The 17,028-nt window shown below is 32.5% G+C and carries 16 protein-coding genes; 2 read left to right on the top strand and 14 right to left on the bottom strand.

The features are described from left to right. Window positions 1–9: 9 nt before the first annotated feature. Together IGJ50_RS10985 and IGJ50_RS10980 are read left to right on the top strand one after the other, a co-directional pair. Window positions 10–960: a hypothetical protein gene (locus tag IGJ50_RS10985; RefSeq protein ID WP_429950380.1), complete on the top strand. Its 951-nt coding sequence runs from the start codon at window positions 10–12 to the stop codon at window positions 958–960. 313 nt (window positions 961–1,273) lie between these two features. Beyond that, window positions 1,274–2,425 (top strand): ISL3 family transposase, encoded by a 1,152-nt coding sequence (locus tag IGJ50_RS10980; RefSeq protein ID WP_429950379.1) that lies wholly within the window; start codon window positions 1,274–1,276, stop codon window positions 2,423–2,425. Between the two features lie 251 nt (window positions 2,426–2,676). Here IGJ50_RS10980 and IGJ50_RS10975 read toward each other — a convergent pair whose 3' ends face one another. From IGJ50_RS10975 to IGJ50_RS10910, 14 genes are all read right to left on the bottom strand, one after another. Further along, a complete protein-coding gene (locus IGJ50_RS10975; RefSeq protein WP_429950377.1) occupies window positions 2,677–5,259 on the bottom strand; it encodes a hypothetical protein in 2,583 nt (860 codons plus the stop codon). Between the two features lie 16 nt (window positions 5,260–5,275). Beyond that, entirely contained in the window at window positions 5,276–6,217 is a 942-nt protein-coding gene (locus IGJ50_RS10970) for a glycosyltransferase family 2 protein (protein ID WP_429950375.1), read from the bottom strand. 59 nt (window positions 6,218–6,276) lie between these two features. Further along, complete coding sequence (locus tag IGJ50_RS10965; protein ID WP_429950373.1) at window positions 6,277–6,615, bottom strand: hypothetical protein; 339 nt, start codon at window positions 6,613–6,615, stop codon at window positions 6,277–6,279. Further along, window positions 6,612–6,962, bottom strand: a complete 351-nt coding sequence (locus tag IGJ50_RS10960) for a DUF2304 domain-containing protein (protein ID WP_429950371.1) — start codon at window positions 6,960–6,962, stop codon at window positions 6,612–6,614. Before IGJ50_RS10960 ends, IGJ50_RS10965 begins: the two co-directional genes overlap by 4 nt. Before the next feature lies 1 nt (window position 6,963). Next, entirely contained in the window at window positions 6,964–7,695 is a 732-nt protein-coding gene (locus IGJ50_RS10955; RefSeq protein WP_429950369.1) for a glycosyltransferase family 2 protein, read from the bottom strand. A gap of 19 nt (window positions 7,696–7,714) precedes the next feature. Continuing rightward, window positions 7,715–9,205 (bottom strand): DUF2142 domain-containing protein, encoded by a 1,491-nt coding sequence (locus IGJ50_RS10950; protein WP_429950367.1) that lies wholly within the window; start codon window positions 9,203–9,205, stop codon window positions 7,715–7,717. A 276-nt stretch (window positions 9,206–9,481) separates the two neighbouring features. After that, window positions 9,482–10,651, bottom strand: a complete 1,170-nt coding sequence (locus IGJ50_RS10945; protein ID WP_429950365.1) for a nucleotide sugar dehydrogenase — start codon at window positions 10,649–10,651, stop codon at window positions 9,482–9,484. 364 nt (window positions 10,652–11,015) lie between these two features. Next, window positions 11,016–11,852, bottom strand: a complete 837-nt coding sequence (rfbD, locus tag IGJ50_RS10940; RefSeq protein WP_429950363.1) for a dTDP-4-dehydrorhamnose reductase — start codon at window positions 11,850–11,852, stop codon at window positions 11,016–11,018. A 100-nt stretch (window positions 11,853–11,952) separates the two neighbouring features. Further along, window positions 11,953–12,981: a dTDP-glucose 4,6-dehydratase gene (gene rfbB, locus IGJ50_RS10935; RefSeq protein ID WP_429950361.1), complete on the bottom strand. Its 1,029-nt coding sequence runs from the start codon at window positions 12,979–12,981 to the stop codon at window positions 11,953–11,955. Between the two features lie 22 nt (window positions 12,982–13,003). Continuing rightward, window positions 13,004–13,576, bottom strand: coding sequence for a dTDP-4-dehydrorhamnose 3,5-epimerase (gene rfbC / locus IGJ50_RS10930; protein ID WP_429950359.1), 573 nt, complete (start codon window positions 13,574–13,576; stop codon window positions 13,004–13,006). Between the two features lie 13 nt (window positions 13,577–13,589). Next, window positions 13,590–14,459: a glucose-1-phosphate thymidylyltransferase RfbA gene (rfbA, locus tag IGJ50_RS10925; protein ID WP_069640509.1), complete on the bottom strand. Its 870-nt coding sequence runs from the start codon at window positions 14,457–14,459 to the stop codon at window positions 13,590–13,592. Between the two features lie 119 nt (window positions 14,460–14,578). Continuing rightward, window positions 14,579–15,295: a glycosyltransferase family 2 protein gene (locus IGJ50_RS10920; RefSeq protein WP_429950357.1), complete on the bottom strand. Its 717-nt coding sequence runs from the start codon at window positions 15,293–15,295 to the stop codon at window positions 14,579–14,581. Continuing rightward, window positions 15,296–16,129 carry a glycosyltransferase gene (locus tag IGJ50_RS10915; RefSeq protein ID WP_429950355.1) on the bottom strand — a complete coding sequence of 278 codons (834 nt, stop codon included), beginning with the start codon at window positions 16,127–16,129 and terminating at the stop codon, window positions 15,296–15,298. Next, complete coding sequence (locus IGJ50_RS10910) at window positions 16,129–16,911, bottom strand: glycosyltransferase family 2 protein (protein WP_429950353.1); 783 nt, start codon at window positions 16,909–16,911, stop codon at window positions 16,129–16,131. Before IGJ50_RS10910 ends, IGJ50_RS10915 begins: the two co-directional genes overlap by 1 nt. Window positions 16,912–17,028 lie beyond the last annotated feature (117 nt).

Here is a 17,028-nt window from a genome sequence, read left to right as displayed (position 1 = left end):
GAGACTTTTATGAATAAATTATTAAAAAAAGCGTTTAACATTTGTGGAAATATTATTACTTTGATTGCTATTTATTTTGTCTTTAAAAAATTGTTTTCAACTGACTTAGATTATTCAGAAATATTTAATCAAAAAGATATTTCTATTGTATTGATTGTTACAATTATTTTGAGCATTATCATTATTTTAAACTGTTTTCCTTGGAAAACATTGGTAGAGATGTTTTCCAAAGAAAACATGCCTTGGCTTGATACAACAAAGGTTTATACAAAATCTAATTTATTAAAATATCTACCAGGTAATGTTTTTCAATATGTTGGTAGAAACCAACTTGCTTCTAAAATGAACATTTCTCATATTCAAGTTGCAGCAGCTACCATATTCGATGTTGCGGTAAATGTTTTAGCTGGAATTGTTTTGGCCTCTATTTACCTTTTTAAAAATAATTTATTTGCTGATTTTTTTAAAAATCTGCCACTCGGATTGACATTAGGCTTCTGTCTATTACTTATTCTTTTTATAGGAACAATACTCTATGTTTTGAGAAACAAAATTCAACCAATTTTTTTAAAATATCGTTACCTATTTACCAAGTCCACTGTTAAAAGTCTGTTTATTTGCTTAGCTTACTATATTTTAACTATGCTGATTCAAAGTTTATTGTTCATTGTTGTACTCGTTTATGTGGTTGGAGTATCACTTGATCTAAATCTATTTTTAAGTTTATTTTCTGCCTATACTTTTTCTTGGTTAGTAGGTTTTGTAACTCCAGGTGCTCCTGCTGGTATCGGGATTAGAGAAGCGGTGATGGCTGGTGCAACTGGCGGATTAATCAATGAAGGAACCATAACCTTTGCAATGGTTATCTTCCGTGTCTTAACAACTTTAGCTGATGGCATTGCCTTTTTAGCAGTCTTAGGCTACGATAAGTTAGCAAAAAAGAATAAAAATTACCACTAAATATCTTAGTTTCACTTTAGAGCTACTAAAAATAAATAAACAATCTTAGCGCATAATGTTCGTCAAAAAAGAAAGGAGCTGAGCTTAGGATCTAGATCCCAAGTTCAGCTCCTTAAAAACCGAATAAGAAGTATGCGCTTTTTTCAATGCTTCTAAAAAAATCAAGTAATCGACCTCATGCTATTCCGGCTCTATACTTTCTGATGTTGGTGAGAAATCACCGGCATCTTTTTAATGCAAAATAATAGAAAAGACACCCTGATATCCTTTAGAATTAAGTCGTCTAAAACCATTCGAAAAGGAGGAAATCAAGATGTCCTACACCAATCTTATCAAAGAAACCTTAGATATTCTAGACTTAAACATTACTTTTAATGAAAATGGCTTAAAAAAAGAACGAATCAAAGGTAGAATCTGTCAGGTCTTCTCAGGTACGCTCGATTATGCTGCTCATGTTTGTCCTCATTGTGAATCGAAAGAGAATGCCGCCATTATACGTTGGGGCTTTACAACTTGTCTGATTTTACTGAATGATGTTTCGGAGTATCAAACGTATTTACGATTGAAGAAACGCCGTTTCTTCTGTTACTCCTGTAATCGATCGTTCGTTGCTAAAACGAGTCTTGTTGAAAAACATTGTTCGATTTCAACTAAAGTGAAGCTATCCATTGCCGATAGACTCAAAAAAACCACTTCTATGAGTTTTATCATGATGGATGGTCAAACAAAGCAGTTAATTGATGTCGTTGAAAATCGTCAGCTCCCTTTTCTAGAGCGGTATTTTTCACGTTTTCCTTTGGCTGTTCGTAAAACGGTTAAGTATATTGTTTGCGATATGTATGGCCCTTATTTTTCTCTCGTTAAAAAGTTATTTCCGACGGCTCAGATTATTCTTGATCGCTTTCATATAGTCCAACTCATCAGCCGAACCTTTTTAAAGCACCGTATTCAGAGAATGAATACATTTCTTCATCAGGGAAATACAGAAGCAAAAAAATATCGACACTTGAAGAAATACTGGAAACTTCTTCAAAAAAATCAGTCGAAGCTTGATTTTGAAAAACGCCTTTGGCGTTCTTCCTTCCGCACCTATTTAACTGAAACAGAAGTCGTGGATCGTTTACTTGCGTATGATGACGAATTGAAAAGTGGCTACACCTGTTATCAGGACTTTCTTTATGCCGTACAGACAAGAGATTTTGCTCGGTTTTATGCACTATTAGACGAAGATTTTTGTCGTCTTCCTACCTATTACCAAACGACTATTGGTACTTTTAAGAAGTACAAAAATGAAATTAAAAATGCGCTAGAATTGCCTTATTCTAATGGACCATTGGAATGTTTAAACAACCATATTAAAGTGTTGAAGAGAAATGCTTATGGGTTTCGTAACTTTTACAATTTTAAGTTGAGAATTTCTTTATGTTTTGGCACTATTCTTTTTCAAGAAAATAGAAAAACCTAGAGGAAATTTCCTCTAGGAATCATATTAATCGATTTAATTCTTTAGATTTTCTTCACCAACATTAGTTGACAAAGAGCCGCTATTCCCTGTCATACTCGAGATAGTTTATAGATTGATCACTTGATTTTCATTTTATTTCATAGCGGTAATCTTATGAATATTCGATCCAGTCCAGTCTATTTTTGGTTATCTAGTTTCAAAAATTTTTCTGCAATTATTTTACCTTGATTCTTTACATAGTCTCATCTTTATTAAACAACTAAATAATCTTTAAAATAGTATAAGAAATAAATGAAATCACCGTATAACAGAAGCAAAATGAATACAATACAGAAAATAGAAATAGCATTCGCTATAAGCTTACTTGATGAACGTTCTTCAATTGACACTCTTTCAATAAAACTATCTCTTGTTTCACTTAACAACTTAACACAAATAAAGCCTAAGACTGCTATAAAACACAAGTAGTATCTTGTTTGATGTGTCCCTGGATAACCATCTAGATAAAAACGATCAATTGATGTTTTAAATTGGAGAAGCACAGTAAATAAAATAGATGAATAGAATACTTTTAGCAATGTCATCGTATTATCTTTTAGTTTATTCTTTGTAACTAAATAAATAGTTGGTAAAATTAAAACAAGTATCGAACCTAATTTTTCAAGTGATAGCCAAGAATTTTCCTTAGATAAAGACACATGAGATTCGATAGATGTCCAAGATTGAAATAATTTAGGGAAATAATACATAATATATTCTGAAAAATTCATTTGCATTCTTTCACCAAAAGTTTTGTAGAAAACAGAATTATAAAAATCTGGTATATCCATTGACTGTAATGCCGGTTGAAATGTATCAAATCTTTTATAAACAAGTATGAAGTACACAAAGGTGATAAGATACAATGGTATAGTCATAAAAAATTCTTTGCATAGAATAAACTTGACGTTCTTTTGTTTGTAAATAGAGTAAGCTAAATAAATTACAGCTGCCAATATTACTCCAATTCCGGCAGTTACTTTCGTCCACATTGTTAAGTTAATTCCTAATGCGATTAATAAATACGTAAGGAAATTTAAACGATTTTCAGAGAAACGGAGCATGCCCAAAAAGAAAATGGTAACAGTCAGCAATGTCAAATTATCGTTGTTAACACCACTAAAGCCGTATATAAGCATTGGAATACTTGTTAAAATACTGGCGTATAACAAGTGATAAATTGGTTCTTTTTTCAGCCTAGAATAGCCAACATAAAATGCTAACAATAATCCTGACATACCAATCATAATATTCATAATCAATAGTCGCTTATCTTTAACAAGATATGATCCATCTCCTTGATTATCTACCACTCTAGCCAAATGAAGAATTTCATAGTATAACGGAGGATGGCCTAAATAATTATAAACTGCCTCATCATGAATGACCAATCTATCCTTATCTTCCAATACACCTACTTTAATCTTAAAATAATCAGGAACAAAAAACTTATTCTCATCTTCTAGATAAGCTAAATAAGAGATATGTGCATCTTCATCAGGTGTCCGCCCCACATATTCATGATAATAATTTATCCGATACACTGAATAGATAGAAAATACCAGATAAATCAATATAATTGCCCATTTAGCAGGAATATTCAATTTTTTATAATTTAATACGATCAATAAAAATAGTACCCCAACACAAATTATTATAATTAATGTTGCTTGAGCATTAAATCGTTCAAATATCGGCATAAATACTATGCTATTCGATTCCTGCACCTTATCACTTTGCATATTAGCAACTAAATAATTTGAGCTCTCTCCAGTAGCAATTTGTGCTGGAAATTTTTTTACTTCATTTATACTATTTAGAATTATTCTATAGCTTTTGGCATGAGAATTAGCTTGTTTTTCAAATTTAATCCTATGAGAACTTTCATTGCCTTCAATTTCTTCACCGTAAATAATTTGTTTTGTTATTGTTTGTCCACTATCGACATCAAGTAATGAGAGGTAAATATCTTCTGTTTCTCCCTTTTCACTAGGGTATAAAAATAGTTCAATACCACTCAAGTCGTCAAAGCTAGACATAAAATTTTGGCTATATTCTTTGTCCAGTGCTACTGTTTTTACAGGATCTTCTGTAATAATTCCAAGATCTTTACTATTTGAAGCATTTGTGTAGTTCAAGCATAGATTACCAATGTACAAAATCAAAATTCCAGCTGCAAGCATAGCTCCTGTATATTTTAAGAAAGAGACTTTTTTAAAATAAAGGATTCTTAAACAATAAGCAATATATACCACCAGTACCAGTGCATATAAATATAATTTAATCACACTTTTTTTGTAGATGACTTTTTCAAATTCATTTCTAAACTCTTTAGAAAAAGTCAATTTGGCTTTGCCATCTGATTCTTTTAAAGAAATATTATTATTTTCATTAGAAATCGTGCCCTTATTATCTATTAAGTACTTCGATAGTTCATCTCCACTGTAATTCTTTATGAGTAGCTTTTTATCCTCCGTACCAGAATTAATTTCTATATTCTTTATTAAAACGCTCTTTTCTGAAACATTTTCAAATAAAAGTTCTAGTTTATCTAATTTAAAATATTGAGGATCAATAGCGAAAACTGATTGACTATTCACTACCCTTTTAGAATTAGTTTCTATACCGGATTTGTTATTTTCCATTACCAAAGAAGTCTGACTCATTTCAATATCGTTATCATAATTAACAACAAAACCAATGTTAGTTGGTAACACATTGATCAATCTAATCAAGACAATAATCATAATGCATACCAAACTGGCTATTAAAACTTTAGTATTTTTTTTTGTCATTTTTCTCCCCTATTAACTAGTTATCATAATCCATTTTTTTTACTCGGTATTGAATATCTTCCAAGATTTTTCTATTTGCAGAAATCAAGTCTGCTTGTAGCCCAATGACAAAAGTTTGGAAACCAATTAATAACAGAGTGCTGGCCAAAATCAGTGACTGAATATGACCCGAACCTGACCCTTGAAAAAAGAAAACTAAAAAACGGATACCTACAATTGCACCTACGGTAAAAATGATACCACCCAAAATACTAAAAAACATCAAAGGTTTATACATCATAAATGCACGAAGTATTGTTAGCATTGATTTTTTTATGTAACCAAACATACTGCTAAATAATCTTGATGGTCTCAGCTCACCATTTGTTCTAATCGGTACAGACATCATCGCAACCTTATTTCTACCAGCTTGTACAATTGTCTCTAAAGTATATGTGTATTCATTTGCAACATTCAGTTGCATAGCTGCTTCTCGACTATAGGCTCTAAACCCACTAGGAGCATCTGGTATATCAGAATTTGAAGCTTTTCTAACAACCCAACTTCCAAATTTTTGTAATTTTTTCTTTAAAGGCGAAAAATGTTCCGTTTCAGCAATAGGTCTTTCTCCTATAACAATATCTGTTTTGCCTTCAAGAATAGGTTGTACTAATTTGGCAATATCCGCACCATTATACTGATTGTCAGCATCAGTATTTACAATGATATCAGCACCATTCCTGAGGCAAGCATCTAACCCTGCCATAAACCCTTTTGCCAAGCCTTTATTTCTTTTAAAATTAACTACATAATTGACCCCCCAATTGCGAGCCACTTCTACAGTGTTATCTTGACTACCATCATTAATAATCAAAACTTCAATTTCATCGATACCACTAATTCTTTTTGGTAAATCGTTTAACGCAATTTCTAATGTTTCAGCTTCATTGTAACAAGGTATCTGAATTATAAGTTTCATCGTTTCCATCCTTTGTATTTTTATATTAAACCATTTCGTACCAAAATATAATTGCTAGGTTATAGTTTCATAATAGCTATACCAGCTATTATTACAACGGTACCAATTATCTCTCGAGCACCTATCGTCTCATGTAATAAAAAATAAGAACCCACTAAGATAGCTATATTGATACAAGCGATTGACAATGGATAAATGTAAGATAGCTCTGATTTATTTACAATAACTAACCAAAGTAAGAAACTAGCCAGATAACATAAAATCCCTGCTATAACAATCCAAGACATTGACAGAGAGAAAAGCCCATTCTGAAGCAACATCGTTAAATCCTTCGATCCTAACTTAAATAAAATTAATCCTAATGAAGATAATACAACATATATAAAAAATAAAATCATCGATTGTTCTCCTTCTCTTTTTCAGATTTGATTATTGAAATTTCTTGAATCAGATTCTTAATTTTCTCTTCTTGAGTAGACATTAACACACTCTGAAATATTGAGAAAGCTAATAAAAAGATGATTGCACAAAAATACAAAAAGTTAGAGGTTGTTTCAAAACCAAAAAAAATACTTAATGCTTCTGGTAATTTGGGAAACAATGAAAAGATAACTAATCCCAGAGAGAGAACCAAGAGACTAGTAGAACGTTTTAAAGTTAATTTATTTTGATTAATTGATCGCACAACAAAAATGAAAAATGCTATTGCAACAATAAACATCTCAATTCGAAAAATAGTCGTCAATTTAATCTCCCTCCTTCATGAATGCAGCAATAAGAATCGCTCCTCCAACTTCAATCATATATTTTACAGATTTAAAAGAATGAATGGAAGATTGTCCGCCCATTCTTTCTTTCATATTTACAGGACATTCTTTTACCCGTACCTTCTTTTTTATCAAATGAACAATCGTTTCAGGCTCAGGGTACTCTACCGGATAACGACTACAAAACATTTTAATAATATTTTTATTTGCAGCTCTATATCCAGAAGTAACGTCATATATTTTTTCTTTCGTCACCAATTTAATCAACATTGAAATGATTCTTATACCTAGACGTCTCATATATGTTGTTTGAAATCCAGATGATGTAGAATCAATAAAACGGGAGCCAATACAAAAATCTGCTTTATTGTCAATGATTGGTTGGACGATTTCAAGAAGACTATTAATATCATGTTGCCCATCTCCATCAAATTGGACAGCAATATCATAATCATGTTCAAATGCATATTTATATCCAGTTTGAACGGCTCCACCAATTCCTAAATTTTGTATCAAATGAACAGCCGCTTTATTGTGATTTTTTAAAATCTGTTTTGTCCTATCCGTAGATCCATCATTTATTACGATATAGTCTAACGTCAAAGAATGTAGTAATTGTTTGTTCTCTTTCTTAAAATTTTCAATCGACTCAATGGTCTCTAAAATACTGGCTTCTTCATTATATGCTGGAATGATCAATAGAACCTTCAAATTAGCACCTCTCTCCTATTTAAATACTATAAAATGCTATTGTAAAAATTATCATGCTTATGACAAAGTAGGTTGATATAGAGATAAGCCAAAGATTTTTTTCTACATTTAATTTTTTCTCTTCTTTTCGTTTTTCAATAACTACTTCATCAATCAAAATTTGTTCAGTTTCAACATTTTGTTTGTAAAAAAGATTTGAAACATTTGTCAAAACAGGTATTAAAACAAATAATCCTATAAAATATCTCCCCTGAACACCTATAACAGTTAATTCACCTACTGGAGTCCATGTTAAATATTGACTTAAAATAATCATTAACATGACACCAACAATAATGAGAGAGAGACCTAATTTATTGAATGACGATAATTTTTTCTTCACATTGAAAGGGAAAAAGAGACACATTCCGCCAAAATACGCTAAATATAAAAGTCCAACATGAGCAGAAAAATATTTTAACCATCCAAATCTAAAGTTCATTTGAAAAAGATTTATACTATCTACTAGTGCAGTAATTAACACACGCGTAGAAATAACAAGATTCTCTTTAATAAAACGCAACTGTTCGCTAGGGTTAACTTGAGCACCTCTATGAACAGGCTGAATCGTTGAATAATACAAGTACCAACTTAGTGTTGCTACTATCAGTACGCCTAATAGAGCAAGCGCCATAAAGTATGTTTTTTTGTCTTTATATTTTTTAGGTTCTATAAAAATAAGTATCCCTGACAGTATTACATATGGTAATTTACATGAAATCATAATCAAGCATAATATAAAAAAGGTAAACAGTTCTTTATGCTCAATCTTCTCAGTAGCGAAAAGTAAATTGACTAAATATGAACATGTAAGCAGGATCAACCCATTTGCAAGTGCATCTTGGCTGTACGAAGCTGCCAAATAAATAGACATTGGAAAAACAGCAATCGTAGTAAACATCGGCTTATAATATTTAACCTTTTTGATAGCCAAATATGCAAGCAATGCATAAATCATTAAATTAAATATCCGTCCCAAATAAAAAGTCCAATATAAACCTAATGATAACACCTTCCCTACAATTAAACCTAAAGCTTGAGGAATATATCCAATAAAAGAATAAGTCGAAGTCGTAGTAATATAAACTTGTGCTTGTTTTTCACTTGAAGTTTTGACAGAGCCTAAATCATTTTTAAAAGTCTGTTTCACTCGCTCATTCATTGCTTGATAATCTTTTGATATCTTCAATTTTTCTACTTTATCACTCATACCTAAATTTCCTTCTGCAACATAAAACGCACGTGCCAAATGACTCGGCTCATCTGGAGTATCTAAAACAGGAGTGATAAAAGTAAATACTGTACCTAAAACAAGAATACAACATAGTGCACTTGTCTCTAGTTTTTCTTTCACAAAAACAATAGGAATAGCAGATAAACAGACTAACAAAATGATTAACTTTTTAGGTATCGGATTAAATTGAAAAAAGAAGATTGTAGCTATTAATACAACCACTACCAGTCCAAACAAATACTTCCACCTAGTTTTTAACAGATTGTGGAAATAAGAAGTAATATTACTCACCGCACTCATTAATTTTCCCCTTTTACACATTATTTATTTAGGTATTGACTACTAATACAAATATCACTTAAATATAAATCCGTTACTTTTTAAATATACAGATTTAAATAAAAAATCCACATAATTCAACACTTTCCTAAAAATTCTAACACTTATACTGTGTTATTTCAAGTAGTGCGAGATTACTCTAATGAAAGAAAAATGTCTTATAAAGAGGCTCTTTTAGTCCCTTTCAAAAATATCTCTAGTATAAACTTTTGCCTTCACATCAAATAATGTATCTTCCATTCGATTCGTCACAATTATATCTGAATCTTTCTTAAACGTATCAAAATCTTTCTCAACTTTTGAGTTATAAAATTCTTTTTCCGTTAATGTAGGTTCATAAACAATAACCTCTATGCCTTTTGCTTTTAGTCGCTTCATGATTCCTTGGATAGAAGAATATCTAAAATTATCCGAATTAGCTTTCATTGTTAATCGATAAATACCAACAACCTTAGGCTTTTTAGCCAATATTTGTTCAGCAATAAAATCCTTACGAGTTGTATTGGCATCCACTATCGCTCCAATTATATTATTAGGTACTTTATCATAATTTGCGAGCAACTGTTTCGTATCTTTAGGCAAACAATATCCGCCATAACCAAAAGATGGATTGTTGTAAAATGAACCAATTCTCGGATCTAATCCAACCCCTTTAATAATTTGTTTAGCATCCAATCCTCTAACCTCAGCAAATGTATCTAATTCATTAAAATAGGCTACTCTGAGTGCTAAATACGTATTGGAAAATAATTTGATTGCTTCAGCTTCTGTAGCATGAGTCAATAATAGTTCAGAATTTTTTTCAATCGTATTTTCTAAAAACATATTTGCAACTTCTTCTCCACGCTCTGAACATTCACCAACAATAATTCTAGATGGATGTAGATTATCATACAATGCTTTTCCTTCGCGTAAAAATTCAGGTGAAAAAATAATATTCTCCGTTTGATATTTTTTTCTTATACTATCTGTATAACCAACAGGTACAGTTGATTTTATAATAAATACAGCATCTTTTCGAATAGCCAATGCTTGTTCAATAACATTTTCCACAGTAGACGTATCAAAGTAATTTCTATCTTCATTATAATCCGTTGGAGTAGCAATAATCAGATACTCACCAAAATTAACTGCATCTTCAAAATCCTTCGTAAATTCTATAGTTAAATCCTTTCTATCTAAAAATGCATGTATTTCATAATCTTCTAAAGGAGAAATACCTTTATTTAACAAATCAATTTTTTCTTCAACAATATCATAAGCCTTCACTTGTTCATTTTGACTTAGCAATAAAGCATTTGCCAATCCTACATATCCTAACCCAAATACTGAAATTTTTTTCATTTTTTATTCCTCCAATCAATATCATTCATGATTTCAACTCAATAATTATATCTTAGATGTCAGTAAAATAAAAGATAGCTTATTTTGTATACTACGCTTAAGTTTCACAACTACTATGTATTGAAGACTGAGATATAAGTTAACTTATATCTCAGTCGTATAAATTAGAAACGACTATTTCGGTAACAAACCAGCCTGCACAAAAACCAGTAATGGTTCAAACCTGAATACTCAATGCCTTATTCAAAAAATAATTTTTATGAATTTACTTTTATGGTTATAAAAAATGATACGACAGAACAAAATCGGCTTTTCATTAAATATGCTCATTATTTAAAGACAAACTGCTTTTAAGTCAAGCTTTTTACAATGTATTCAACATCATTTGCAACGCTTCTTGCCAAGTAGGAATTTCAAATCCTAAGGCTTTCGCTTTACTAATATCCATCACTGAATATTTAGGTCGAATTGCTTTTTGCGGAAATTTACTTGAGTCAACTGGTAGGACTTCTACTTTGGTATCTTTCAAAATTTCTTTGGCAAATTCATACCAGCTACAGCTATTATCATTTGACAGATGGTATACGCCATAAGGTGCCTCTTTTTTAATAACAAATACCATAAATTCTGCTAAGGTTCTAGTCCAGGTCGGACGTCCAAATTGATCATTGACTACAGTCAGTTGATCACGTGTTTCGGCTAATTTCTGCATTGTAAAAACAAAATTATGACCATACTGACCAAACACCCAAGAAGTCCGTATAATGTAATATTTTTCCATCGATTTTTGAACGATTTGTTCCCCTAGCAATTTTGTACGACCATACTCATTTTGAGGATTTGTTTGATCATCAACCTTATACATCTCTTCTTTTTTTGTGCCATCAAATACATAATCTGTACTGATATAAACTAACGTTGCATCGACAGCCTTGGCAGCATCGACTACATTTTGTGTTCCCTCTACATTAATTTTTTCATCTAGCTCTTTTCCTTCATCCTCAGCTTTGTCCACTGCCGTATAGGCTGCACAATGATAAATCAATTCAGGTTTTAAATTAGTAATAAACGCCATTGTCTGTTCCGCATTTGTAATATCCATTTCTTTTGAGTCAGTCGAAACATATTCTAATCCTTGTTCATCCAATAAATGACGCAATTCTGTTCCTAATTGGCCATTGCCACCAGTTAAAAGTATCATGGTTATTTCCTCCCTCAAGAAAAAAAGCAGGACTTCTCCTGCCTTACTAATTTTTATTTCAGTCACTGTGTCAAAAAGCGTTAACTTTTTTTATCACAAGCTACTGCCCATTTTTAGCATAATTTGCTTCTACAGCAGCTTTATCAGCTGTCCACCAATCAGAATTTTCTGTATACCATTGAATTGTATCAGCTAATCCATCACGGAAGTTCGTAAATTCTGGTGTCCAACCTAATTCTTCGCGTAATTTTGAAGAATCGATTGCATAACGTAAATCATGTCCTGGACGATCATTTACATGCTCATAAGCATCTTGGGGTTGCCCCATTAGCTCTAAAATCAGTTCCATTACAGCTTTATTATCTTCTTCTCCATCAGCACCAATCAAATACGTTTCACCAAGCTTGCCTTTTGTTAAGATTGTCCAAACCGCTGAAGAATGGTCATTTGTATGAATCCAATCGCGGACATTTTTACCGGCACCGTATAGTTTTGGTGTGATTCCGCTTAAAACATTGGTAATTTGACGCGGAATAAATTTTTCAATATGTTGATAGGGTCCATAATTATTTGAACAGTTAGAGATCGTTGCTTTCAGTCCAAACGAACGTCCCCAAGCTTTTACTAATAAATCTGACCCTGCTTTCGTTGAAGAATAAGGACTAGATGGGTTATAAGGTGTTTCAGCTGCGAATTTTTCGCCTTCCCCCTCACCATGTCCTGGTAAGTCTTCACGTAATGGTAAATCCCCATACACTTCATCTGTGGAAACATGGTGATAACGTACGTCGTGTTTACGACATGCTTCGATTAGTGTATATGTCCCAATGATATTAGTTTGTACGAAAGGAAATGGGTCATTCAATGAGTTGTCATTATGAGATTCTGCTGCATAGTGAACCACAGCATCTGTATTTTTGACCAAACGATCAACCAATTCAGCATCTGCTATATCTCCGACAACTAATTCAACGCGATTGGTTGGTAATCCTTCAAGATTTTTTTCGTTCCCAGCATATGTCAACTTGTCTAATACAGTGACATGAACTTCGGGATGATTGTTCACTACATAATGAACAAAGTTTGATCCAATGAAACCAGCTCCACCAGTAACAATAATGTTTTTCATCTTCAAGCTCGCTCCTAGTCTTTTATATTTCACCGTAAATAAACGGATTTTCTGATTCAAATTCTTTTAAGGTTGGATGCTTCTTGTCTTTTTCAGATGTGATTGCTTTTTCAATAGCAATCGGCCATTCAATTGCTAAATCAGGATCATCAAAGGCAATCCCACCGTCAGCCGCTGCATTATAATAATTATCACACTTATACATAAAGTTAACATCTGGCGTCAAAGTAACAAAGCCATGTGCATAGCCTTTAGGAACTAATAATTGACGATGATTATGTTCTGATAGAATATACCCTTCCCATTGTCCATAAGTTGGGCTTCCTTTTCGGATATCAACGATGACGTCTAGCACCGCACCAGTAACTACACGAATCAATTTGGTTTGAGCGGCTTTACCTTTTTGAAAGTGCAACCCACGTAGTACACCGGCTTCACTGGATAACGAGTGATTGTCTTGGACAAAATCGAAATCTAATCCTTGTTCAGCAAACTTTTCTTTAGAATAGCTTTCAGTGAAAAAACCACGATGGTCTCCAAAAACGTCCATTTCGATTATTTTTACATCTTTCAGCTTAGTATCCATAATTTTCATTATCTATTCGCCCCTACTCTGTTTCTGCTAATCGTAATAAGTATTGTCCGTAACCATTTTTTTTCAGAGGTTGGGCCAATTCAACTAACTGTTCTTTCGTGATGTACTTCATTCGATAAGCAATTTCTTCTAAACAAGCTACCTTTAAATTTTGGCGCTTTTCAATTGTTTCAATAAATGTTGATGCTTCTAAAAGAGACTCATGGGTGCCAGTATCTAACCAAGCAAAACCACGACCCATTAATTCAACAGATAGATTATTTTTTTCCAAATAAACTTTATTGACGTCTGTGATTTCTAGTTCACCACGATCAGATGGTTTTATGTTTTTGGCAATCTCGATTACCTCATTATCATAAAAATACAGACCTGTTACGGCATAATTTGATTTTGGTTTCTCTGGTTTTTCCTCTATAGAAAGAGCTTGCATATTATTGTCAAATTCAACAACACCAAATCGTTCTGGATCATTTACGTGATAGCCAAAAACAGTAGCGCCATTTTCTTTTGAGGCAGCACGCTGCAGCATATTAGATAGACCGCCACCGTAGTAAATGTTATCGCCTAGAACAAGACAAACACTATCGTCACCAATAAATTCTTCACCAATAATAAACGCTTGCGCTAGTCCATCTGGGCTTTCTTGTACTGCATATTCAATATGGATTCCAAGATCTTTCCCATCACCAAACAGGCTTTCAAAACGCGGAGTATCATCAGGAGTTGAGATAATCAAAATTTCATTGATTCCAGCCAACATCAAGGTTGACATTGGGTAATAAATCATTGGTTTGTCATAAATCGGCATTAATTGTTTTGAGGTTGCCTTTGTTAATGGGTATAGTCTTGTTCCACTTCCGCCAGCTAAAATTATTCCTTTCATGGAAAAACTCCTTTAATTTATTTATTTCGTTTAATTGCTTACGCCACTAAACATTATCGCATTATCATAGAGACTTGTCATGCTTTTTGAGGTTATTTTACAAAACTGTAAAATAACTCTCATTTTACTTTCAGTATTTTTCTCCCTATAAGAGCGATAATGAGTGCCATTCGCCATTTTAATTGCTGACAGCGACTTGCGCCTGTATCAATTTCACTTGCATTACTAGCATGTCTGCGATAAAGAGTAAGTTTTTGTGGAATCATCGCACTTTTGTTTTTTGATGCAGCAATTAGACCAATCCACATGTCATGCATCGGCACATTATTAGGAATGGGTAGTATTTCCTTTTTTAAGGTCCCACGAAACGCCATACCAGCTCCAATGTACTTATTCTTAACGATATTATGAATAAACCCAAGTTTTACATTACGATAATCAAAATAAGAGGCTTCTATTACATCAAGACTCTCATTTACGATCACTAAATCACTAATTACCAAATCTATTTTTGGATGCTTTTGGAAGAAAGCTATTATTATTTGAACCTTTTCTGGTAACCAAACGTCATCTTGGTCTGCTAAAAAAATAAACTCTCCTTGACTTTGTTTAATTGCAAACTCAAAATTAGCAATTACGCCTTTTCCAGGACCTTTAAAAAACTTGATCCGCTGATCTTGCTCCTGATAGTTTTTAATGATATTCAACGTTTCATCTACAGATCCATCGTCAGATATTATCAGCTCATCAGAAGGTCCTATTTGAGGCAAAATACTTACAAGTTGTTCTTCTAAATATTTTTCACCATTGTATGTAGCAATACAAACTGAGATCATTTACTTTCCTTTCATTAATGTTCGATATTCTAAGAATGTTCGGCGCCAAATGTTACGATTTTTAACAAATAAAAATTGCTTGACTGCTCTCAAAAACAAATGCCTTCTGTGAGTATAAAATTTATCTTGATCGTATTTTTGATAGAACAGCGTTTCTGCACGAATAATTGATTCATACCTTTGGCTACTGACCGTTTCATAATTTAACACAGATAAGTCATGCATCAGTTGATGGTCTAAAACGCTGATTTTTTTATTTAAGTTGCGTATTTCCCAAAAAAGCCAATGATCTAAAAAATCCAAAGGAAAAGCTGTGTTAAATGGCGCAATCTTGTCGAGCATCTCTTTTGAAATAGCCGTCCCTGAGTTGATCCCCATGATAGGTTCTGAATAGACACCGACTTTTGGTAACTTAGAGTCACGTCCGATATATTGATCGGAAAATACCGGTGATATCTGTCTCCCATGAGAATGAATAATTGGAACATAGGCGCCAATAGCTTGATTTACTTTTAAATTCAATAATGTCTCAATATAAGTATCATCTAAGAGGGTATCTTGATCCAGTAACAGCAATAAATCGCCTTGAATCTTTTTAAGATACAGACTTCCTTTATTGTATGCCTCAGCTAAGCCTGGATTTGTTTTATCGTGGATATACAGGACATTTTCTCTATGAAAAAATTTATTGTCTTGTATTTTTTCACTATTATCGTAAACGAATAAATAAACAGACTTATTCTTCTTAATCGCTTTTTTGATAATTTCATAACTGGGGGTTTGTGAGAATTCTGTTCGATATAGAACCATTGTAATGACTAATTTGTTCTCCACTAGAAAAACCTCCAGCCCCATTTATTAAAGTATTTGACCATTGATTGTAAGAAAATTTTAAATAACTTTTTATTTTTGTGTGCCCCTTTTTCGTATAAATGAATCACCGTTTCAAAAGGTGTATACAAAATTTTATATCCTGCTTTTCCAAAACTCATACAAAGATCGTTGTCTTCAAAATACATAAAGAATCGCTCATCAAAACCACCAATTTGCTTGAATTTATCGACATCAACGACCATTAAACAACCTGATCCCATTTTGATATAAGAAGTTTTATCCTCTGGCAAATCGCGGCATTCATAGTAACTCAAGCGTTTATTAAATAGTTTCTTAACAGATTGAAACGGAATAAAACGAAGCATATAATCAAACACATCTAATTTTTGTCGGACTAAATACTGGGTTGTTCCATCTGAATTTAGTACCTTAGGGCAAACAGCGGCCAATTGCTCTTCTTTTTTTATCCGTTGCATCATCTTGTCTAAAGTATCTTTGGTAATCAAAACATCTGGATTAAAAATAACGCCATAACTAGTTTCTACCTCTTGTAAAACCTGATTATGTCCATAGCCAAAGCCTTTATTTTCTTTACAAGCATGCAGTGTAATAAACGAACCATAGCGCTCTAATTTATTTAAATAACTTTGCTCTGACCCATTGTCAAATATATGTATGTCATATTTTGATTTGAAGCCTAATTCATTTTTTAAATTATCAAGCACATCAAAAATATGACGGCTATTGTGTGTAACAATGGAAATCGTTATGCTATCATTCATATTTTTGCCCCTCGTTTACGATAAAATCAGGTAAATCATTCAATTTTAAACTATTTAGCTATAGCTTTAGCACACTTGTTAGACGACTAAAACACGCTGTACAGTTTTCATGAATCA

The organism is Enterococcus sp. AZ101 (assembly GCF_050499005.1).
Taxonomy (GTDB): Bacteria; Bacillota; Bacilli; order Lactobacillales; family Enterococcaceae; genus Enterococcus_L; species Enterococcus_L ureilyticus.
Note: the sequence above shows the minus strand (reverse complement) of the source record. Positions and strands in the feature narration are given on the sequence as shown.